Genomic DNA, 22,053 nt, shown 5'->3' with positions numbered 1-22,053 from the left:
AGGCGCGCCGCTGTCTCGAGCGATGAACTTACGACTTGGCAAACCCGAGCGGATCGTGATCGTCGGCGGCGGTATGGCCGCGCTCACCACCGCCTTCGAATTGACGTCGCGGCCGGACTGGCGCGAGCGCTACGACATCACCGTCTATCAGATGGGCCACCGGCTCGGCGGCAAGGGCGCCAGCGGCCGCAATCAGAGGCGCTTCGATCGCATCGAGGAGCACGGCCTCCACCTCTTCTATGGCTTCTACGACAACGCCTTCTCGGTCCTGCGCCGCTGCTACGACGAGCTCGCCCGGCCCGCGGGCGCGCCGCTGCGGACCCTCGAGGACGCGTTTCATCCCCACTCCCTCGTCGTGTTCGAGGAGCAGCGCGGCGGGCAGTGGCACCACCAGCCGCTGCTGTTCCCGCGCAACGACGAGCGCCCCGGCGCGGGGACGACCACGCCGACGCCGGCGCAGCTGATCCCGAAGATGCTGACCTTCCTGCTCGACCTGTTCGACGAGCAGCCGCTGCTGAAGAACCCCGCCGTGACGCGCGGCGATCGGGCCGCGCTGCGGCTGCTGCGGCGCGGCGTGGCCGGTCTGCTCGGCGACCTCGGCGAGTTCTTGCAGCGCCCCGGCGACGGCCTGGTGGTGGTGCGGCGCGACGCGCTGCTCGGCCGCCTGCTGGCCTTCTCGCGCTGGACCTGGCGCCTGTGCGCGCCGCTGCTCGAGCGTCGGCCCGACCTCCGCGTCGCCTGGACCGCCGTCGACGTCACCCTGGCGATGATCCGCGGCATGATCGCCGACCGCCTGGTCGAAGAGACAGCCGTCGACTGGCTCCGCCTCGATCACCAGGACTTCCGCGCCTGGCTGCGTCGCCACGGCGCCAGCGACGAGGCGATCCGCGCCTCCACGGTCGCGGGCGTCTACGCCGGCGCCTACATGGCCGATCAGGAGATCGGCGCCGGCACGGCGCTGCACTGGACGCTGCGCATGCTCTACACCTACCGCGGCGCGCTCTTCTACAAGATGCAGGCCGGCATGGGCGACGTCGTGTTCGCGCCGCTGTACCTGGTGCTGCGCGCCCGCGGCGTCCGTTTCCGCTTCTTCCACCGCGCCGATGCGCTGCGGCTCTCGACCGATCGCCGCCGCGTCGAGGAGGTCGTGTTCGGGCGCCAGGTCGCCGTCAAGGGCGACCGCGAGTACGAGCCGCTCTACGACGTGAAGGGCCTGCCGTGCTGGCCGAGCGAGCCGCTCCACGACCAGCTCGAGCACGGCGACCGCCTGGCCGCCAGCGGCGAGAACCTCGAGGACTGGGGCACGCCCTGGCCCGACGCGCGCGAGCCGCTGGTCCTGCGAGCCGGCCGCGACTTCGACCGCGTCCTGCTCGGCATCGGCCTCGGCGCCGTCCCGGCCCTGTGCGCCGAGATGATCGCCGACCCCGGCAACCCGCGCTTCGCCGCCATGGTGCGCGCCGTCAAGACCACCCACACCGCCTCGGCGCAGCTGTGGTTCCGCGGCGATCTGGCCTCGACCGGCTGGCAGTTGCCGCCGCCGGTGATGATCCCCCACGCCATGCCGCTCGACACCTGGGCCGACATGAGCCACCTGCTGCCGCGCGAGAGCTTTCCGGGACATGTCCCTGCGGGCAGCTGCGCCTACCTCACCGCCGCCATGGACGACGACCAGGAGCCGCCGGTCGGCCGCGAGGAGGCCCAAGGCTACTGCGCGCGCCAGACCGCCCGGATCCGCCGGCTCACCGAGCAGCACCTGCGGGACAGCAGCGCGCACCTGTGGCCGGCCGCGCAGAAGCCCGGCGGCGGCCTCGACCACCGCCTGCTCGTCACCACCGACGTCGGCGCCGACCCGCTCGACTGGCAGCACTTCAGCCCGTGCCTCAACCCGTCGGATCGCTACGTGCGATCGATCCGCGGCAGCACCGTGCACCGCCTCGACCCCGGCGCCTCCGGCTACGACAACCTGGTCCTGTGCGGCGACTGGACCATGAACCCGATGAACCTCGGCTGCGTCGAGGGCGCGACGATGTCGGGCATCCGCGCCGCGCAGGTGATCAGCGGCGAGGCGATCGCGCTGCACGACGACTGGCTGGCGACCCGGCGCCCCGCCCTGCCCCCGCCGGCGCGCGAGCGGCCGCGCTACATCCAGCGCGCGCTCAACGAGTCGACCTCGCCGCCCTACGAGGCCCGCGCCACCGCCATGTACGCCGCGGTCCTGCGCGCCGAGCCCGGGCGTCTGGCCGCCCTGTGCGAGCGCCACCTCGGCCTCAACCCCGCGCGCTGCTACCTCCCGCTCGGCCCCTCGGTGGTGTTCTACGCCCAGCACAACCACGCCCTGTCGGCCGTCGACGCGCCCGGCGTGGTGCCCGAGCGCGACTTCGGCTTCCTCGTCCCGGTGGCGGTGTGCGAGCGCCGGGCCGGTCGCCTCGTGCCCGTCGGCGTCGCCGTCTACATGCCGTATCTGTGGGTCGACCTCGGCGCCGCGCTGCTCGGCGGGCGCGAGGTCCTCGGCTTCCCCAAAGGACAGGCGAGGCTCGCGTTCCCGGCCGCCCCCGACGGCGCCGTCGAGCTGCGCGTCGACGCCTGGCTGCCGCCCGCGCGCGGCCGCGGCGACACCTGGCGCGAGGAGCGGCTCATCGACGCGAGCCTCGACGGCAGCGCCCGCAGCCGGGTCCGCTCGCTCGCCGACGCCCTCCGCTCCGGCTTCGACCCCGCCTGGCTGGCCAGCCGCGGCCTCGACCTCGCCGGCCAGCTCCGCCTGCTGCGCGCCCTCACCCTGACCCTTCGGACAGGCGGACTCAAGATGGTGTTCCTCAAGCAGTACCGCGACGCGGCCGCCTGCGACCGCGCCTGCTACCAGGCGATCGTCGAGGCCCCGTGCACCCGCGCCGGCGCCCCGCGGGTCGCCTCGCAGCTGCCCGGCGCGCTCCAGCTCCGGATCTTGCGCCGCTCCGGCCTGCTGTCCGAGCTCGGCCTCCACGGCGAGGGCGACGACCCCGAGCGCGCCCGCGTGCCCGCGCTGGCGACCTTCTACACCGAGCTCGACTTCACGATCGGCGCCGCCGACGTGGTGTGGGCCGCGTGACATGGCCCCGAGGGCATGTCCGGAAGCGCATGCCCCTTCAGACCTGTCGACGAGGGCATGTCCTCACGGGCATGTCCTCTCGACCGGGCGGCGGTCGCCGCGGTCAGCCGCCGATCTTCTTGAACGGGTCCTTGAGCCCGAACTTCGTCCCGCTGCCCGGGTTCTCGGCCGGCGGGGTCGCCGTCTCGGCCGGCGGCTTCTTGCCGTCGCCTGGGTCCTTGGGCGGCTTCGTCACCTTGGCGACGCCGCTCTTCTTGGCCTTCGGCTTGAGCGTGAACTCGAGCCGCTGGCCCTCGGTCGGGTCCTTGACCTCGATCGCCAGGTCCTCGTGCTGGGCCGCGCGCAGCAGCAGCTTGTGCGGGCCGGCGCCGGTGAGCGCCACACCGACGTCGCCGCTCATGCCGAGCCGCTGCGTCCCGGCGGCGTCGAACACCTCGGCGGGCGTGTTGGTGGTCAGGACCACGCGCACGGGCGCCGGCGCGGGCGGGTCGACCTCGGCCGGAGGCTCGACCTTGGTCGGCGCCTCGATCGCCTTGGTCGGCGGCGCCTCGGGCGGGGCCGCGACCACCACCGCCTGCGTCGGCGTGGGCGTGTCCTTCGCGACAGGTTGATCGGGATCGCCGCCGAGGCCGTAGAGCGCGACCGCGGCGCCGCCGAGGATCGCCGCGATCGCCAGGGCCACGCCGAACACCCCGCCCCGCCGCGGCGCCACCGTCTCGACCGTCGGCAGGTTGATCGGGGCGGTGCGCGGGCGGAACTGCGTCGGCCCGGTGTTCGGTCGGCTGCGCCGCTCGGGCACCACGATCACCGGCGCGGCGTCGGTGCCGACGTCCTGGATCGCGTCCATCAGCTCGCGCATGCTCTGGAACCGCAGGCCGCGGTCCTTCTGCATCGCCTTGAGGATCAGCGCCTCGACCTCGGGGAGGATCACCGTCTCGGGCGCGGCCTCGCTGGGCGAGGGCGGATCCTCGAACATGTGCTTGGTCAGGATCCCCATGAAGTTGTCGGCCGTGAAGGGCACCTTCCCGGTGACGAGCTCGTAGAGGATCACGCCGACGGCGTACACGTCGGCGCGGTGATCGACGCGCATGCCCTGGGCCTGCTCCGGCGACATGTACGTCGGCGTGCCGAAGATCATCCCCGTGCTGGTGAGGCGCCCCGAGCTGCCGTCCTCGCCGGTCAGCTTGGCGATGCCGAAGTCGAGCACCTTGATGAAGTCCGGGTTGCCGCTCCGCTCGATGCGGAAGCAGTTCTCCGGCTTCATGTCGCGGTGAATGATGCCCTTCTCGTGCGCCGACTGCAGCGCGCGGCAGATCTGCATCGTGATCGTCGCGGCCCGCGACCACGGCAGCGGCGCCGAGCGCTTGATCGTCTCGGACAGATCCTCGCCGACCAGCATCTCCATCACGAAGAACACCGAGCCGGTCGGCGTCGCGCCGAAGTCGGTGATCTCGACGACGTTCTCGTGGCCGATCATCGAGGCCGCGCGGGCCTCCTGCAGGAAGCGCTCGACCAGCTCGCTGCGGTGCGCGAACTCGGGGTTCAGGATCTTGATCGCGCAGCGCTTCTTGATCGTGACGTGCTCGGCCTCGTACACCGTGCCCATGCCGCCGACGCCGAGCTTGCGCAGCAGGCAGTAGCGATCGAGCAGCAGCGTGCCGGTGAGGTCGGGCGCGGGCGGGATCACGGGCAGCAGCGGATCGAGCGGCGGGTCGGCGGACATCGCCGACGCAGAGGTTGGCATGCTGTCCGAAGGGGCAGCCTCCGAGTTGCCCCGGCCGTAGATCATCGTCGCCGCCTGTTTTGACACGTCCGCCATGCTCCGGCTGCCCGCGTGTTACCACCTTACGACCGGGTCCGGGTACTGGGCCGCACGCCCCCGGACCTCACGTTCTCCGCAGTGATCCGTTTTGGACCTCACGCTCGCCTCAATCCTTCTTGGGGAACGGATTCTTCAGCTCACCGATGTCGCTCTCGTCCGACTCCGGCGCCGGCTTTTGCTCCGGTTGTGGCGCCGGGGTGGAGTCCGGCGCGGGAGTCTTGGACGGCGCTGGCACCTTGGCATTCCCTCGTGGGGGCTTCGACCCCACTTTTGCATCCGCCGGCGGCGACGTCGGGTTCGGCGTGGGTGTCGGAGGCACGGCCGCGGGGCCCGGCTCGACCGGCGGCGCCGGGGGCGGCGCTGGGGGCGGCAGGGGACGCATGACGACGCGCACTTTCTCGTGCGACTTGCCCGGCGCGACCTCGGTGGCCGTGTCCTGGTGATCGGCCAAGCGAAACACGTATCGCCGCAGCGGCCCCTGGGGATCGACCGCGAACACGAACGGCGTCACCCCGAGCTCCTCGACCCCGTCGCGCAGCACCTTGGCGCCCGGAGGATCGGACTCGAAGGTCAAGTTGACGCGCGTCGGCGGCTGCTGCACGACCGCGGGCGCCGTCGCGGGCGCCGGGGCCGGGGTCGGCTTGCGGTAGTACTGCTTGTACAGCGTGACCGTCAGCGCCGCGCCGATGCTCGCCGCGGCCGCGACGATCAGCAGCGTCGGCGGACCGCTGCTCGCGGGCCGCGGTCCGGGCACCACGCCGGTGATCGGCGGACGCACCAGCATCTCGCCGGTCTGCGCGCGGGTCGGCGGCGCGGCGATCCGCTCGACGTGCGTGCCGTGCTGGACGATCACGCTGGGTCGCCGCTCGATCCGCCCCGACGGCGACACCGCGCGGGTCGTCGCCGCGTCGCCGCCCTCCTCCCCGGTCTCCGCGGACGCCGGCGGCACCGGCGTCTCGCCGCGCGCCGACGTCGGCGCGTTGCCCTCGGCCACGCCCCACGAGCCGAGCGTGACCGTCGGCCGCCGCCCGCGTGACGAACCATTGAGGCTCGCGTCGAGCTCGGCCGCGGCCTTGAGCAGGCTGATCGCCTCGGCCGCGGTCTGCGGCCGCTCGTCGCGGTTCTTCGCCAGCAGCAGGCGGATGAACCGCTCGATGTTCGGCACGTCGGGCGCCCCCGGCTCGACCTCACGCAGCCCCGGCGGCGTGTCGAAGATCTGCGCCGACAACACCATCGCCACCGTCGGCAGCTTGAACGGCACGCGCCCGGCCAGCATCTCGAACAGGATCACGCCGAACGCGTAGAGGTCGGAGCGCTCGTCGGCGTCCTGGCCCTGCGCCTGCTCCGGGGACATGTACGCCGGCGTGCCGATCAGCGCGCCGTTGGCGGTGAGGCGGGTCTTCTTGTCGCGCACGCGGGCGATGCCGAAGTCGAGGATCTTGATCTGCACCCCGCCCTCGGGCCCGTCGCACAGGAAGATGTTCTCGCTCTTGAGATCGCGGTGGATGATCTTGCCGGCGTGCGCCGCCTGCAGGCCGTGGAGGATCTGCACCGCGATCTCGAGCGCCAGCTGCGGCTCGAGGCGACCGCCGCGATCGATGCGCGCGGCCAGCGTCTCGCCGGTCAGGTACTCCATCGCGTAGTACGCGGTGCCGCCCGGGATCTGGCCGTAGTCGCTGATGTCGACGATGTTCGGGTGCTTGACCCGCGAGGCCACCTGCGCCTCGAGCAAGAAGCGCTTGATGATGTCGGCCTGGCTCGCGTGCTCCTGGCGCAGCAGCTTGATCGCCAGCGGCTTGTCGATGATCACGTGGCGCGCCTTGTAGACCACGCCCATGCCGCCGAACCCGATCGGCTCCTCGATGCGGTAGCGCTGATCGAGCACGCGGCCGACCAGCGCCTCCTCCGGCGGCGCCGCGCGGACCGCCTCGCTCTTCGGCCGCGACAGCCCGCCCGCCGGGAAGAACGCCCCGCCCGTGTCCTTGTCGGCCGCCACCGCGACCGCCGGCGCCGCCTGGATCAGCCCGGCCACGCCGGCGCTGCCGTTGCTGGCCTTTTGGACCTGCCCCTGAGGACCTGGCCCAACGGGCGGGCGCAACGCGAGCACGGTGCGCGCCGGCGAGCGCGACTCGGCCACCGCGGCCTCGACCGGCGCGCTCTCGGGCGGGCGCGCGGGCGGCCTCCAGTCCTGCGCCGTACGCCCGCTCGACTCGTCGGCCAGCGGGTTGCCGTCCATCGGGCAAAAGCCTTGAGACACGGGATACTCCGTGCCGCAGACCGGGCAGCGCTTCATGTCCGGCCCAGCCTAAGCGGGCGGCGCGGCGCGGTCAACGCAGACGAGCCGCAGCACCAGCGCCCCCGCCGCGACCTCCCGAGCAGTCCGCCCGAGCCCGGTGAACGCTCGTGGCCCGGCGCGTGAACGCTTTCTCGCGCCGGGGCGTGCACGTCCGTTCCGTGCGGCACCTCCCTGGCGCCCGTCGACGCGGTTCGGGGCCGTCGGGGGTAGGCTCCCTCGCCATGACCTCCGGGAGCCCTGTTTCCGTCGTGATCGGCCACACGATTGCTCTGCGCGACGTGGACGCCGTTGCCCGCCGCGGCGCCGCCGTTTCGCTCGCCCGCGAGGCGCGGGACGAATTGAGGCGGACGCGGGATCACCTCGAGCGGGCCCTGGCCGCCGGCGCGATCATCTACGGCGTCAACACCGGCTTCGGCGCCCTCAGCGACGCGAAGATCGCCCCCGACGAGCTCGGGATCTTGCAACAGAACCTCCTCCGCAGCCACGCGGCCGGGGTCGGCCCCGCGTTCGCCGGCGACGTCGTCCGCGCGCTCCTGCTCCTGCGCGCCCACACCCTCGCGCTCGGGGCCAGCGGCGTCTCGCCCGAGGTCCCCGAGTTCCTGCTGCAGATGCTCGCCCGCGACGTCCTGCCGGTCGTCCCGTGCCAGGGCAGCGTCGGTGCCAGCGGCGATCTGGCCCCGCTCGCCCACCTCGCGCTGGTCGCCATCGGCGAGGGTGCGGCCTGGTCCGAAGGACAGATCGTCCCCGGCGCCGAGGCCCTCGCGCGCGCCGGTCTCACGCCGCTGCGCCTCGGCCCCAAGGAGGGCCTGAGCCTGATCAACGGCACCCAGGTCACCACGGCCGTCGGCGCGCTCGCGCTGTGCGACGCCGCCGAGCTGCTGGCCGCCGCCGACATCATCTGCAGCCTCAGCCTCGACGCCCTGCTCGGCACCGTCACCGCCACCGACCCGCGGATCCACGCCGGCAAGCCGCACGTCGGCCAGCGCGAGAGCGCCGCGATCGCCCGCGCCCTCCTGGCCGACTCGCCGCTCGGCGCCTCGCACCGCGACTGCGGCGAGGTCCAGGACGCCTACGCCCTGCGCTGCATGCCCCAGGTCCACGGGGCCGCGCGCGACGCCTTCGCCTACGTCGCCGGCGCCGTCCAGGTCGAGCTCAACAGCTTCACCGACAACCCGCTGGTGCTCGCCCACGAGGGCGGCGGCTTCGACGTCCTCAGCGGCGGCAACTTCCACGCCGGCACCGTCGCCCTCCCGCTCGATCACATGACCGCCGCGCTCACCACCCTCGCCACCATCAGCGAGCGCCGCACCGATCGCCTGATGAACCCCGCCACCTCGCGCGGCCTCCCGGCCTTCCTGGCCGAAAGACCAGGTGTCGAGAGCGGCCTGATGATGGCTCACGTCACCGCCTCGGCGCTCGCCAGCGAGTGCAAGGCGCTCAGCTTCCCCGCCTCCGTCGACACCATCCCGACCTCCGCCGGCAAGGAGGACCACGTCAGCATGGGCCCGATCGCCGCCCGCAAGCTGCGCAGCGTGGTCGACAACCTCGCGCGCGTGCTCGCCATCGAGGCGATCGCCGCCGCCCGCGGCCTCGACCTGCGCCAGCAACCGACCAGCGCCCCGCTGCAGCGGGTGCACGCGGCCATCCGCGCCCACGTCCCCGCCTGGACCGGCGACCGCAGCCCCGGCGGCGACACCGAGGCCCTGTCCGCCGCGATCGTCCGCGGCGAGCTGCGCCTGGCCGCCGGCATCGCCTCGCCGCTCGATCGCGGCTGACAGACCGCTCCACACCTGTCCTTTCGACCACATCACTCGCGCGGCCCGCTCCGCCTCGGACATCGCGGCCGAGTCACATGTCTTCGCGGACAGCTCGCCCATACCTGTCCTTTCGAACACATCACTCGCCAGCCCCGGAGCTCGCTCGGACACCGCGTCTGGGTCCGGACCCTCACTGTCTCCAGACCTGGAGCGCCCGCGCGCCCGCGGCTCGCGCTTGCGACCCGGAGGGGCGCGCCCTACCCTCGTCGCCATGCGCTCGCTCGGCTTCGCCGCCCTCGCCGTCCTGCTGGCCTGCAACCCCGACGCTCCGGGCACCAGCGCGACCACCGGCAGCGGCACCACCACCGGGACGACGACGAACGGCACCGGCGCGACGACCACCGCCACCGGCGGCTCGCTCACCACGACGTCCGGCAGCGCGAGCGACAGCGCCGGCACGAGCACCGCGCCGACGACCTCGACCTCCACCTCGAACACCCCCTCGACCGCGACCATCGACCCGGCCACCTCGACGACCACCACCACGAGCACCGGCCCCGGCACCTCGACCACCGACGACACCGGCGTCGACCCGCAGTGCCTGCCCGCCCTCGGCGACTACGGCGTGTGTGCCACCCCGCTCGGCTGGGCCTTCGACGGCGTCGAGTGCACCATGCGGTCCGGCTGCGACTGCGCCCCCGACTGCGACAATTTCTTCCCCACGGCCGTCGCGTGCGCGACCGGCTGCGCCGCCGCCGACCGCTGCAACCCCGACCGCTTCGACGCCGCCGGCATCGCCGAGCCCCCGGTCGTGCAGGGCGCCTTCTGCGACGGCGTCTACATGTGCCCCGCCGACGACCTCCTCAAGGACGCCTACCAGCAGATCTTCGGCATGCTGACCTGCGAGCCGGGCGGCTTCCCGTGCAGCGAGAACGGCGAGCACTGCGCCGGCCTGTTCGCCGGCACCCTCGGCCCCGACGAGTGGGCCAAGCTGTGCGCCGCCAGCCTGCTGCCGGCGTCCGGCCCGTTCTTCTGCACCGTGTTCGGCCCGTGAGCGGCCGGCCCGGGCCGCCGCATCACATGCCCGTACGGACAGCTCACTCGCGCGGCGGCGTGCGCAGCACCTTGCCGACGAGGTAGATCGCCAGCCCGCCGACCAGCAGCCACGTGCAACTCAACATGATCCACGCGCTCGTCGTCACGGCGCACCTCCCTCGCTCCGGTCCGGGTGCTGCGTGCCGGCCTCGATGTTGCGGCCGCGGAACGCCTTCCACACCAGCACGGCGATCAATGAGAACACCGTCAGCAGGACCACCCGCGTCAGGTCCTTCACGAACATCGGCGTGACCTTGCCGGCCGCGTCGAAATAGCCGCCGGTCTCGCCGACGTGGAGCACCTTGCCGAGCACGCTCTCGGCCGCGAACGGCCAGCTCCCGGTGCTGAGCAGCTGCGACACCGCCTCGCCCCACGACACGCTCGGGTTGACCATCGCGCCGACCAGCACGACCAGGATGAACAGCGGCGTCACGTACTTAATGACGTACTTGTAGGGGCCCGGCAGGCGCAGGTCGGCGCCCCTGTTGAGCTCGGCCCAGCCGCGGTCGATGCCGAAGATCCAGCCGAAGATTAGCACCTCGGCCAGCGCGAACACGATCAGCGAGAACGTCCCGGTCCAGAAGTCGAACTCGGCGAAGCTGCCGCCCGGGTAGAGGATCACCACCAGCGCGCCGAGCAGCAGCGTCGCCAGGCCGAAGCCCAGCGCCGCCCACTCGCGGCGCACCTTGAACTCGTCCTGCAGGAACGCCAGCACCGGCTGGCCCATCGCCAGCGACGACGTGATGCCGGCGAAGAACAGCAGCCCGAACCACATCGCCCCGGCCACCGGCCCGAACCAGCCCCACTGGTTGAACAGCGTCGGCAGGGTCAAAAACCCGAGGCCGAAGCCCGATCCGCCGGCCGTGGCCGCCTGCACCGCCGCCAGCCCGAGGTAGGCCGTGGCGATCGGGATCAGGACCGATCCGCCGAGGATGACCTCGACGAACTCGTTGACCGTCCCGGCCGTGGTCGCGTTGAGGGCGATGTCGTCCCTCTCGCGCAGGTAGGCCGCGTAGCAGTGGATCGAGCCCATCCCGACCGACAGCGTGAAGAAGATCTGGCCCGCCGCCGCCAGCCACGTGCTGGGATTGAGCAGGCCCGAGGCCTGCGGCTCCCACACGAAGTTGAGGCCGACCAGCGGGCTCTCGACGACCCCCGGGTCACCCGGCCCGAGCAACAGCCCCCGGATCGCCAGCACCGCGCCGAAGCCGAGCAGCAGCGGCATCCCGATCTTCGCCGCCAACTCGACCCCGCGGACCAGCCCGCGCGACAGCAGCCACACGTTGAGCGTCAGCGTGGCGAGGAAGAACCCGGCCGCCTCCCACGGGATCGCCGCGATGTCGTCCTGCGCCGTCCCGAGGTACTGGGGGAAGAAGGTCTCCGGCGAGACCGCCGTGAACGTCCCGCGCAGCGAGTGCCACACGTACGCCAGCGTCCACGACTCGATGTAACAGTAGTACGCCGCCACCGTGAGGTTGGTGAACAGCCCGAACACGCCGACGTACTTGAGCCAGCGCGAGCGGCCGAGCCGGGCGAACATCCCCGGCGAGCTGTGGTGGCCGTACTGCCCGCCGTGGCGGCCGATCGCCCACTCGACCCACAGCAGCGGCAGGCCCATCAGCACGAACGAGATCAGGTACGGCACCAGGAACGCGCCGCCGCCGTTCTGGGCCGCCTGGGCCGGGAAGCGGAGGAAGTTGCCGAGGCCGACCGCGTTGCCGGCGACCGCCAGCACCAGCCCCACGCGGGTGCCCCACTGCTCTTTCTTCGCCCCCGACGCTGGACCTGACGCCATCGCCCGCGAAGGTACCCCGGCGGCCCGGGCTTCTTCAACCCGCCTGCCCGCCGCAAACCTGTCCTCGAAGACAGGCGGCCGGCCCGCCCGCCTGGCGTCACGCCGCGGGCGAGGATCGCACGTCGGGCCAGACAGGTCCCCCGCCGCCGGCGCGCATCACTTCTGCCGCGTCATCTTCTTGCGCAGTCCGAGGAAGCCCTTGACCAGGCTCCCAACGCTGCGGGTCGTGATGCCGCGCAGCAGCTCGAACCCGTGCGAGACCTTGCCGGCGTACGGGTACCACAGCGGTTCGCTGTTCAGCTTGCCGCGGTCGACCATGATGCCCCGCGTGTTCATGAACGCCAGGATGCCCTCGTCGCCGTGGTAGCGGCCGATCCCCGACGAGCGCACCCCGCCGAACGGCAGCGCCGGGTGGCCCACCGACTGGATCACGTCGTTGATGCACACCTGCCCGCACTCGAGGCGCGAGGCCAGGCGCAGGCCCCTGGCGACGTCCTGCGTCCACACGCTGCCCGCCAGCCCGAACTCGCTGGCGTTGGCCAGGCGCACCGCCTCTTCCTCGTCGCGCACGCGGACCACCGGCAGCACCGGCCCGAACGTCTCTTCGCGGAAGATCTCCATCTCCGGCGTGATCCCGGTGAGCAGCGTCGGCGCGAAGAACTGGCCCGGGCGCTGCAGCCTCTCGCCCCCGAACACCACCTTCGCCCCGGCCGCCACCGCCGACTTCACGTGGCGCTCGACGATCCCCAGCTGCGCGCTCGACGTCAGCGGCCCCATGTCGGCCTGCTCGTCGGGCCCGCCGACGGTCACCTGCGCCACCTTCTCGCGCACCTTCTCGACGAAGCGGTCGTGGATCACGTCGACCACGAAGATCCGCTCGACCGACACGCAGGCCTGGCCGCAGTTGACCAGCCCGCCCCACACCGCGGCCTCGGCCGCGCGCTCGAGGTTGGCGTCGGCGCACACGATCATCGCGTCCTTGCCGCCGAGCTCGAGCTCGACCGGGATCGGGCGCTGCGCCGCCGCGGCCATCACCTTGCGGCCCGTCGCCACCGAGCCGGTGAAGAACAGCATGTCGACGTCGGCCCGCGTCAGCGCCGCCCCCGTCGAGCCGTCGCCGTGCACGATCTCGACGACCCCCGGCGGCAGCCCGATCCGGCGGAACAGGTCTTCGACCACCCCGGCCACGATCGGGGTGATCTCCGACTGCTTGAGCACCACCGTGTTGCCGCCGATCAGCGCCGACAGCACCGGCACCACCGCCAGCTGGAACGGGAAGTTCCACGGCGAGATGATGCCGATGACCCCGCGCGGGAAGTATTCGATGAAGCCCGACTTGCCCGGCAGGATGATCGGCGTCGACACCTTGCGCCGGCGCAGCAGCACCGGCGCGCGGCGCAGGATGTATTCGAGCAGCACCGGGACCGCGCCGATCTCGGTCATCGTCGCCTCGAAGGTCGGCTTGCCGGTGTCCTCGCTGATCTTGCGGGCGTAGTGCTCGCCTTGTTCGGCGAGGACCTGCTTGACGCGGCCCAGGGCCTCGGCGCGGACGGCGAGCGGCGTGTCGCGCCAACCGGGGAAGGCCGCCCGGGCGCGGGCCACCGCGGCGCGGACCTCGTCTTCGCCGGCGACCGGAAACTCGCCGAGCCGGGCGCCGCTGACGGGGCTCAGCTTCTCGAGCAGCCGGCGCGGCGAGGCCGGGGGTTGGGCCCCGGAGGGCCGATCGGTGGTCGTGGCGGTGGTCGTGGCGGTGGTCTGGTCGGCGCTCATGACGGATGCCTTGGGCCCGGGCGGCGGCCCGCGAGGGGGGTGAGTTTAGCAAAGGCTCCAGCGGACGCGGCGCGCCCGCGGGCCGCGGATACTGCTACCATGCCACGTGCCGCCATGACGACCAGCCGTGACGACCTGTTCCGCCGCTACCTCGGGCTCCTCGGGTGGGTCGGAGACCCCGGGCTCCACGAGCTCGTCAGCAGCCACCTCATCAAGGTCCCGTTCGAGAACGTGTCGAAGCTGCTGCGCCCGGCCGACGCCGCGGCCACGGCCGTGCCCCCGCTGGAGGAGTTCTTGCGCGGGATCGGTGACCAGGACCTCGGCGGCACCTGCTTCGCCCTCGCCACGCACTTCGCCGCGCTGCTGCAGTTCCTCGACTACGACGTCGAGCTGCTCGCCGCCGACGCCGGCGGCGTCCCGCGGGCCCACGCCGTCTGCCGCGTGCGCTTCGACGACCAGCTGCACCTCGTCGACGTCGGCTACGGCGCGCCGTTCTACCACCCGATCGTGCTCGACGAGCTGCCGCTGCAGCTCCCGCACGGCGACGTCGCCTACACCCTCGACCGCCACGCCTCGCACCGCGAGGCCGTCGAGGTCGTCACCCTCCGCAAGGGTGTGCGCGCCCACAACTACGTCGCCAAGCCGCCGGCCGTCGCCCCCGACGTGTTCGCCCCCGCCATCGAGCGCTCGCACGCGCCCGACGCCCACTTCATGCGGCGCCTGCGGATCACCCGCTTCTTCGCCAGCCGGGTGCTCGAGATCGACAACAACCGCCTCGTCACCACCCACCACAACATCACCACCGTCACGCCGATCCGCGACGTCGACGAGCTCGAGGCGATCGTGCACGAGGCGCTGCAGCTGCCGCGGATGCCGGTGCGCGAGGCCGTCGAGGCGCTGCAGGCCCGCGGCGTCGACGTCTTCGCCGCCGCTACATCTTGATCCCGCACAGGCCGACCTCCTCGAGCCCGGGCGGCGCCGCCCCGGGGTCGTAGAACGGCAGGCACTCCTGGTCGGGCGCCCCGGAGCACATCTCCGGCATCGACTGCGCCAGCGACAGGTCGCAGAACTCGGTGCAGCAGCCCACCGCGGCGCAGCCCGGCACGTTCGTCGCCGTCGTGCACAGCAGGCCCGGGTCGCACACGTTGAGGAACTCGCACTCGTCGCCGTAGGCGCCGGCGTCGCCGCTCACGTCGCCGTCGCACACGAACACCTCGGCCATGCTCGGGATGCAGGTCTGTCCCGAGGGACAGCTCGACGCCAGCGGGTTGCAGGTCGTCAGGCACAGCGGCAAGAGGCCGCCGTTGCTCACGTCGCACACCAGCCCGCCGCCGCACGTCGGCGCCGCCGGGGTGCCCTGACACAGCGGCAGGCAGGTGCCGTGGCCGTCGGGGTCGAGCAGCCAGCACAGGAGGTCCGCGTCGCAGTCGTCGATGCCGACGATCCCGCCCTCGGCCGTGCACGGGTCGCCCGCCTTGCCCGCCGGTTCGGCGATCTCGATGCAGCGCGTGCTGTCGACCACCCCCGTCCCGGTCGAGTCGAACGGCACGCACTTCGCGCCCGCCGGACAGTCCTGGGCCCAGACGCTGCACTCGCCGGTGACCTCGCCGGAGTCGCCGGTGGTCGTCGGCACCGCGGTGGTCTGTGAGTCACCCGTCGTGGTCGTGGCGGGCGCTGCGTCGGAGTCGCTGCCGGCCTCGCTGCCGCCCTCGCTCTCCTTCTCCCCGACGACGCACCCCGCGAGTGTGAGAAGCACGACAAACTGCGACGCGCCGAACCTGATCACGGACCCAGCGTATCACGCGCTCGTGGCCGCGCAGCCGCTTTGGGGCCGCTTCGCCGACCCTGCAGCGTCCCTTGCGCGTTCGCCGCCATCAGCAGGCACGACGGCGCTCGTCGCGGACAAAGCTTGCTACACTGTGCGGACCCTATGGGCGACCCCCCGAGTAAGGCCCACGGCCGATTCGTCGGGCCGAGGAGCAGCGACTGTCGATGAGCGACTTCCTGCGACTCGTCTCGCTGTTCTTCCTGGTGCTGATGAACGGATTCTTCGTCGCGGCCGAGTTCGCGCTCGTCAGCGTGCGACGCACCCGGATCGAGCAGCTGGCCAACGAAGGCAACACCCTGGCGCGCCTCACCCACAAGGTGCTGGCCGACCTCGACCTGTACATCGCCGCCACCCAGCTCGGCATCACGATGGCGAGCCTGCTGATCGGCTTCATCGCCGAGCCCGCGATCGAGCACCTCGTCGCGCCGAGCCTGACCGAGTGGGGCTACGCCCCCGCGACGGTCAGCAAGATCTCGTTCGCGCTCGCCTTCGGCCTGTCGACCGCGCTCCACATCGTGTTCGGCGAGCTGGCCCCCAAGTCGCTCGCGTTGCAGCGCGCCGAGCAGGTCGCGCAGGGGATCGCGATCCCGATGATCGCCTTCACCACCGTGTTCCGCCCGGTCATCTGGCTGCTCAACGTCACCGGCAACGGCGTCGTGCGCCTGTTCGGCCTCAAGCCGGTGCCCGGCCACCACTCGGCCCACTCCGAAGAGGAGATCCGAATGATCGTGTCGGCCTCGCGGCAGGAGGGCGTGCTCGAGGAGCACGAGAAGGAGCTCCTCAACAACGTGTTCGACCTCTCGGACACGCCGGTGCGCGGGATCATGACCCCGCGGGTCGACATGATCGCGCTCGACGAGAAGGCCTCGCTGCGCCGCTTCATGGCCATCAACGAGGAGCACCAGTACTCGCGCGTCCCGATCTACCGCGACACCAACGACAAGATCGTCGGCATCGCCTACATCGGCGACGTGCTCAAGCACCTCGACAACCTCGACCAGGTCACTCTCGGCGAGGTCGCCCGCCCCGCCGTCTTCGCCCCGGAGAACATGAAGGTCATCGACCTGTTCTCGCTGTTCCAGAAGAAGAAGACCCACATGGCCATCGTCGTCGACGAGTTCGGCGGCACCGCCGGCGTGGTCACCCTGGAGGACGCGCTCGAGGAGGTCGTCGGCGAGATCTACGACGAGAACGACGAGCCCGAGGAAGAGAAGCAGGTCCGCGCCGTCGGCGACGGCACCTTCGTGTTCGACGCGCTGATCAACGTGTCCGAGGTCGAGAAGACCCTCGAGGTCGACCTCGACGACGAGATCCAGGGCAACTACGAGACCCTGTCCGGCTTCCTGTTCCACAAGTTCGAGTACATCCCCGGCGTCGGCGAGGAGGTCGAGGCCGAGGGCTGGACCTTCCACGTCGCCGAAGCCGATGAGCGCCGCGTCATCAAGATCCGCGCCTACCGCAAGCAGACGCCCTCGGCCGAGGCGCATACCTGAGCCGCAGGCCGGCGCGGCCGTCATGACCGCAAGGGCATGTCCCTTGCGCCAGCCCGGGTCGGCAGCCGCGGGCTCATGGATCGCGGCTGTCCGATTGGACATCCGCTTGCGACCTGTCCTTGAAGACACCCGTCGCCGTCGCGCCGGTCCGTCACGGCTGCGCCAGGGCTCGCCGCAGCGCCACCTCGGCCAGCGCGTGCGTGATCTGCCCGCCCGCCAGCGCCGCCTCGAGCGCGGCGCGCCCCATCACCACCGGCGCCACCACCTCCTCCGCGTCCGGGCACGGCGCCCCGACGCGCACGGCCCCGCGGACCAGGAAGAAGTGGCAGCGGTTGTCCTGCAGCACCGGGTTGGGGTGCGTGAAGCCCAGCGGCACGACCTCGCCGCCGGCATAACCTGTCTCTTCACGCAGCTCTCGCACGGCAGCCGCCTCCGGCGCCTCGCCCGGATCGACCAGCCCGCCGGCCGGCTCCACCGTCTCGCCGGCGATCCCGAACCGGTGCTGGCGGACCAGCACGAACGCCCCCGCCGCGTCGACCGCGACCGTCATCACCCAGTCGGGCATGCGCAGCAGCGTCACCGGCGAGCTCCGCCCCGCGAGGCGCACCTGCTCGACGCGAAAGAACCCGGCGTCGAACGCCGCCACGCGGTGTAGCTCGCGCATCGCCGCGGTGATACCACACCGAGGTCCCCTGCGACCGGCGATGACATGCGCCCAAGAACATGTCCCCTCGGACATCCAGCGCACCTCGCGCGACGAACGTCGCTCGCCCGCAAAAAAAATTCGAAGACCCGGACCCCTGGCGCGTAGAGCCCCAGCGAACCTCCTCGGAGCCCGCATGCCCCGCACGATCCCTCTGTTTGCGCTCTTCCTCCCGGTCCTGTTCGCCTGCCAGCCCGACGCCCCCTCTCCGCCGCCCCCGCTGGCCGTCGCCCCCGCGCCCCCGCCCGCCCCCAGCGACGTGCCGCTCCTGCGCACCTACGCCGTCCCGCCCGAGCAGGCGCGCTCGATCGAACGCGCCCTCTCCAGCGCCCTCTCGACCGGCAAGGACACCCCGCCGCTCGGCACCGTCGAGCGCCTGCCCGACGGCCGCCTCGTCGTCGTCGCCGCGCCGGGGATCCAGGACGGCGTGGCCGCCCTGATCCGCGACCTCGACACCACCAAGGCCCCGCCGGTACGCACGGCCGAGTTCGATTACTGGGTCGTCGTCGGCGAGCCCGCCTCCGCCACCCAGGGCCTCGAGGCGCTCCCCGACCTCGCCCCCGCGCTGCAGGCGATCACCGAGGCGCAGGGCCCGATGAAGTTCAACCTGCACGAGTCGATGCACCTGTCCTCGCTGCTCGACGACCGCGCCGAGGCCGACGGCAACCTCATGTGGGCGCGCCAGACCGTCACCGAGGTCGGCGGCCGCCTCGTCGCCGATCTCGAGCTCTCGGTCACCAGCAAGGCGAAGGGCGGCAGCAACCTCTTGATCTGCCGCGACGAGTGCAACCACCTCAAGTCGCGCATCCACCTCGACCCCGGCCAGCTGCTCGTCGTCGGCCAGAGCGGCGTCGACGTCGGCGAGACCAAGGGCGAACATGTCTCGAAGACCCTGTTCTACGTCGTCCGCGGCCAGGTCCGGACCGGGGGCGCGTGACCGACCCGGCGACATCGCCCGGCCTGACGGCCGCCGACGTCGAGCGCCTGTTCCTCGAGCTGGAGCGGCCCCTCTTCAACGTCGTGTACCGCTGGCTGTGGGACCGCGACGAGTCGGCCGAGCTGGTCCAGGAGACCTTCGCGCGGCTGTGGCAGGCGCGCGCGCGCGTGCGGCCCGACACCGCCGGCGCCTTCGTCTACCGGATCGCCGTCAACCTCGCCGCCAGCCGCCGGCGCTGGCGCGCGCTCCGTCGCTTCGTCGCCGTCGAAGACGCCGCCCCGGCCGACCCTGACGTCCAGCCCGACCTCGCCATCCTCGGCGCCGAGCGAGCCGCCGCCGTGCGCGCCGCCGTCGACGCCCTGCCCGAGAAGCTGCGGCGCGTGCTCGTCCTCTGCGAGCTGTCCGAGCTGTCGTACGCCGACATCGCCGCCGCCCTCGAGATCCCCGTCGGCACCGTCGGCTCGCGTCGCCACGCCGCCGCCGACCGCGTCCGCCGCAACCTCCACGCCCAGGAGCACCGCCGTGAAGCCGCCGTCAGAAGATGACCTGAAGGACATGTTCGTCGTCCTCGATCCCCCGCCCGGCGGCCTCCAGCGCTTTCGGGCCCGCCGCGACGCCCGGCCGCGTCCGCGCTGGCCGTGGTGGCTCGGCGCCGGCGGCCTCGCCACCGCCACCGCCGCCGCCGCCCTCGTGCTGGCGCCGCGTCCCGTCGCCGTGCCCGCCACGCCCGCGCCGTCCGTCGCGTCCGCGCCCGCGCCCGTCGACCTCATCGCCGGCCGCGACCTCGGCGCCCTCCACCCCGCGTGGATCGGCCTCGGCCGCGTCGCCCCGCCCGGCGAGCCGCTGCAGCTGGCCCCCGAGCTCGCCGGCGCCCTCGCCTCCCGCCGCGTCGCCCTCCCGCGCCAGGACGTCGTCCTCTACATGCTCGACGCCAAGGAACATGTCCCCTAGCGCATGCCCTATCGGACATGCCCTCGGGCACATGCTCGAACGGACATGCTCATGCAGACACGTCTGCACCCGCGGCTCGCGCCGCCGCCTCGCGCGGCCCGAAGAACAGCAGCAGGTGCAGCAGCATCAGCGCGTGGAACAGCAGCGACACCCGCATCGACCCGGCGATCCCGAGGTGCAGCAGCACCAGCGCGAGCGCGGCCGGCGTGCGCGTGCGGGCGAACCACAGCCCGAGCCCGATCGCCAGCTCGAGCGCGATCGTCGACCACGCCAGCGCGCGGGCCAGCGGCCCGAGGGTCAGCGGCAGCCAGGCCGACAGCAGGTGCTGGCCCTGGTGCGACGAGCGGAAGATCAGCACCATCGCCTCGCCCGTCCACCAGGATGTCCCTTCGACCAGCTTCGACAGCGCCGCGAACACGTACACCGCCGACAGCTGCAGCATCATCAGGCGCGTCGCCCAGCGCGGCCCCACCCGCCCCAGCGGCGCCAGGGCCACCAACCCCCACTGCACCGCCGCCAGCTCCGCGTAGGCCCGCGGCGTGCTCGCCTCGAGCCCGACCAGCAGCGCGAACAGCCCGGCCGCCAGCACCCGCGCCGCCCGTCCGCCGCGCCCCGCGGCCACCAGCGCCGCCGCCGCGAGCAGCAGCGCCATCAGCCCCGTGATCAGCCACAGCGGCGGCGGAGGCCCGGCCAGCCAGCGGTCGAGCCGGCCCTCGCGCAGCACCGGTCGGCTGTACAGCTCCTCGAGGTGCGGCCACTGCATCAGCGCGTAAACACCTGTCCACAGGGCCAGCCCGCGGGCGAACCGCTGCGCCCGCGCCGTCGCCTCCGCCGCGAAGAAGAACCGCGACAGCTCGCCGGCCGCCTCAGCCATCGCCCACCGGGTACTGTCCGATCGTCGCCACGCCCGTCGACCCGTCGCGAAGATCGCGCCAGCGCCGGACCAGCCGCACCTTGTCGACCGGCTGCCCGTCCTCGGCCATGCGCGCCGCCAGCCAGCGGGCGAACGCGTGGCGCTCGGCCAGGTGGCCCGGCTCGAACACGATCGCGCTGAACTCGTACGCCCGCTCGCCGGTGGCGCCGCGCGTGTGCCGGAAGTACCGCTCGAGCGGGATCGTCACCCACGTCCCGTCGGCCGCGCGACCCTCGGCCGTCAGCGTGCGGTCGATCGGCGACGGGTCGCTGAACATCCGCCACGGCATGTGCGCCCCGAGCGGCGGCGGCAGCGGCGACAGCCCGCGGACCAGCGCGATCGCCTGCGCCGCCAGCCACACCCCGACGATCCCGACCGCCAGCCTGTGTGGTACTTCGGACATGTCCCGATGTTCAGGCTCCGATCGTCCGCGACGGGCCGGGCGGCTCAGCCCTGCTTGACCCCGATCATCTCGCTCTCGGGCGCCGCCTCGTACCACGGCAGCCCGGCCTCCTCGCTGTGCTGCAGCTCGGAGATGATCTGCGCGCCCAGCAGGATGATGAGGGTGCCGATCTCGAGCGTCAACAGGGCGATGATGACCGTGGCCAGCGACCCGTAGACCACGTTCACCAGCGAGATCTTGGAGAAGTAGACCATCAGCGCCCGGCGCAGCACGTCCCACAGCAGCGCCGCCGCGACCCCGCCGGTGAGGGCGCGGCGCCACGACACCTCGGTGATCGGCATGACGCGGTAGGCCGCGGTGAACATGAAGATCAGCGTGACGATGCCGCTCAGCTTGAGGGCGAACGCCGGACCTGACCCGAGGGACAGCTGATAGCCGAACAGCACCAGCTCGGCCTCGGCCAGGCGCTCGAGCAGCGCGACCAGGGCGGTGAGCACCAGCAGCCCGCCGGCGATCACGACGATGAAGATGTACGGCAGCAGCGCCGACATCCAGAAGCTGCGCTGGCGGCGGGCCCGGCTCCTGGCGAAGATCACCGCCAGCGCGCCCTCCAGCATCTTGAAGGCCCACGTGCTGAAGAACAGCATCACCCCGAGGCCGATCCCGCCGACCAGGTCGCGGTTGTCGAGCAGGCTGACGACCTCCTGAATGATCGTGTCGGCCTGGTTGGGGATCAGCAGGTTGAGCTCGTGGCTGATGATCTCGGTCAGCTGGTTCTTGTCCCAGACGTGGGTCAGCGCGACCAGCACCACCGCCAGCATCGGCACGATCGACAGCAGCGCGTTGTAGGCGACCCCGCCCGCCAGCAGCAGCGCCTTGTTCTTGCCGAGGTGGCGGAGCACCCGCAGCAGGAAGCCTCCGAGCCGGCGCAGCATCAGCAAAGCCGCGGCGAGCGCGGCGGACTTACGGCCTTCAGGCATCGAGCGCGGCTACCATACGCCGTTTTACGTCGTCCGGGGATCGTGCCCGGTCACGCCGCCCGGGCTTTTCACGGCCGGCTCCGCCTGCTATGCCGCGCCGCCGCGGTGAACCACCGTCAGGAGTTTCGTGTGGGAGCTCGACAAGCGCGGTAGTAACCATGGTCAGTCGCTTCAAGCGCGGGAACGGGTCCGCGCGCTAGCAGTGCGCAGGCACCGCGTCAATCA

General features: G+C 72.3%; 17 protein-coding genes. 8 read left to right on the top strand and 9 right to left on the bottom strand.

The annotated features are described in order from the left end of the window. The first annotated feature begins 22 nt into the window (after window positions 1–22). Window positions 23–3,085 (top strand): NAD(P)-binding protein, encoded by a 3,063-nt coding sequence (locus tag K7C98_RS25200; protein ID WP_224194311.1) that lies wholly within the window; start codon window positions 23–25, stop codon window positions 3,083–3,085. Between the two features lie 103 nt (window positions 3,086–3,188). On the opposite strand, the gene K7C98_RS25195 is transcribed toward K7C98_RS25200, so the two are convergent. After that, on the bottom strand, window positions 3,189–4,829 hold the full coding sequence (locus K7C98_RS25195; protein WP_224194310.1) for a serine/threonine protein kinase: 1,641 nt from the start codon (window positions 4,827–4,829) through the stop codon (window positions 3,189–3,191). A 184-nt stretch (window positions 4,830–5,013) separates the two neighbouring features. After that, window positions 5,014–7,164, bottom strand: a complete 2,151-nt coding sequence (locus tag K7C98_RS25190; RefSeq protein ID WP_224194309.1) for a serine/threonine-protein kinase — start codon at window positions 7,162–7,164, stop codon at window positions 5,014–5,016. A 260-nt stretch (window positions 7,165–7,424) separates the two neighbouring features. Between K7C98_RS25190 and hutH the strand changes: the two genes are divergently transcribed. After that, a complete protein-coding gene (hutH, locus tag K7C98_RS25185; protein WP_224194308.1) occupies window positions 7,425–8,978 on the top strand; it encodes a histidine ammonia-lyase in 1,554 nt (517 codons plus the stop codon). A 253-nt stretch (window positions 8,979–9,231) separates the two neighbouring features. Beyond that, window positions 9,232–10,014, top strand: a complete 783-nt coding sequence (locus K7C98_RS25180) for a hypothetical protein (protein WP_224194307.1) — start codon at window positions 9,232–9,234, stop codon at window positions 10,012–10,014. Between the two features lie 144 nt (window positions 10,015–10,158). Here the strand turns inward: K7C98_RS25180 and K7C98_RS25175 are convergent, their stop codons facing one another. Then, a complete protein-coding gene (locus K7C98_RS25175; protein WP_224194306.1) occupies window positions 10,159–11,850 on the bottom strand; it encodes a sodium-dependent transporter in 1,692 nt (563 codons plus the stop codon). Window positions 11,851–12,006: 156 nt separating this feature from the next. Next, entirely contained in the window at window positions 12,007–13,620 is a 1,614-nt protein-coding gene (locus K7C98_RS25170; protein ID WP_224194305.1) for an aldehyde dehydrogenase family protein, read from the bottom strand. 114 nt (window positions 13,621–13,734) lie between these two features. Here K7C98_RS25170 and K7C98_RS25165 point away from each other — a divergent pair, with 114 nt between their 5' ends. Next, window positions 13,735–14,562, top strand: coding sequence for an arylamine N-acetyltransferase (locus K7C98_RS25165; RefSeq protein WP_224194304.1), 828 nt, complete (start codon window positions 13,735–13,737; stop codon window positions 14,560–14,562). Here K7C98_RS25165 and K7C98_RS25160 read toward each other — a convergent pair. After that, entirely contained in the window at window positions 14,552–15,376 is an 825-nt protein-coding gene (locus K7C98_RS25160) for a hypothetical protein (RefSeq protein ID WP_224194303.1), read from the bottom strand. The genes K7C98_RS25165 and K7C98_RS25160 overlap by 11 nt on opposite strands. A 236-nt stretch (window positions 15,377–15,612) precedes the next feature. On the opposite strand from K7C98_RS25160, the gene K7C98_RS25155 reads away from it, so the two are divergent. After that, window positions 15,613–16,941 (top strand): hemolysin family protein, encoded by a 1,329-nt coding sequence (locus K7C98_RS25155; RefSeq protein ID WP_224194302.1) that lies wholly within the window; start codon window positions 15,613–15,615, stop codon window positions 16,939–16,941. A 151-nt stretch (window positions 16,942–17,092) separates the two neighbouring features. Here K7C98_RS25155 and K7C98_RS25150 read toward each other — a convergent pair whose 3' ends face one another. Continuing rightward, window positions 17,093–17,605, bottom strand: a complete 513-nt coding sequence (locus tag K7C98_RS25150; RefSeq protein ID WP_224194301.1) for an NUDIX hydrolase — start codon at window positions 17,603–17,605, stop codon at window positions 17,093–17,095. A gap of 175 nt (window positions 17,606–17,780) precedes the next feature. Between K7C98_RS25150 and K7C98_RS25145 the strand changes: the two genes are divergently transcribed. From K7C98_RS25145 to K7C98_RS25135, 3 genes are read left to right on the top strand one after another with little or no spacing between them, the layout of a single operon-like run. Then, the gene (locus K7C98_RS25145; RefSeq protein WP_224194300.1) at window positions 17,781–18,581 is read left to right on the top strand and encodes a hypothetical protein; all 801 of its coding nucleotides are present in this window, start codon (window positions 17,781–17,783) and stop codon (window positions 18,579–18,581) included. Next, a complete protein-coding gene (locus K7C98_RS25140) occupies window positions 18,578–19,126 on the top strand; it encodes an RNA polymerase sigma factor (protein ID WP_224194299.1) in 549 nt (182 codons plus the stop codon). Before K7C98_RS25145 ends, K7C98_RS25140 begins: the two co-directional genes overlap by 4 nt. Beyond that, window positions 19,104–19,532, top strand: a complete 429-nt coding sequence (locus K7C98_RS25135; RefSeq protein WP_224194298.1) for a hypothetical protein — start codon at window positions 19,104–19,106, stop codon at window positions 19,530–19,532. Before K7C98_RS25140 ends, K7C98_RS25135 begins: the two co-directional genes overlap by 23 nt. 49 nt (window positions 19,533–19,581) lie before the next feature. Here the strand turns inward: K7C98_RS25135 and K7C98_RS25130 are convergent, their stop codons facing one another. The 3 genes from K7C98_RS25130 to K7C98_RS25120 are packed head-to-tail and all read right to left on the bottom strand — an operon-like array spanning window position 19,582 to window position 21,828. Beyond that, a complete protein-coding gene (locus tag K7C98_RS25130; RefSeq protein WP_224194297.1) occupies window positions 19,582–20,406 on the bottom strand; it encodes an HTTM domain-containing protein in 825 nt (274 codons plus the stop codon). Continuing rightward, the gene (locus K7C98_RS25125; RefSeq protein WP_224194296.1) at window positions 20,399–20,848 is read right to left on the bottom strand and encodes a hypothetical protein; all 450 of its coding nucleotides are present in this window, start codon (window positions 20,846–20,848) and stop codon (window positions 20,399–20,401) included. Before K7C98_RS25125 ends, K7C98_RS25130 begins: the two co-directional genes overlap by 8 nt. Window positions 20,849–20,892: 44 nt before the next feature. Continuing rightward, a complete protein-coding gene (locus K7C98_RS25120) occupies window positions 20,893–21,828 on the bottom strand; it encodes a YihY/virulence factor BrkB family protein (protein ID WP_224194295.1) in 936 nt (311 codons plus the stop codon). Window positions 21,829–22,053: the final 225 nt, after the last annotated feature.

The sequence above is a fragment of the Nannocystis pusilla genome, assembly GCF_020073745.1.
GTDB lineage: Bacteria > Myxococcota_A > Polyangia > Nannocystales > Nannocystaceae > Nannocystis > Nannocystis radixulma.
This window is presented reverse-complemented; position numbering and strand designations above follow the sequence as displayed.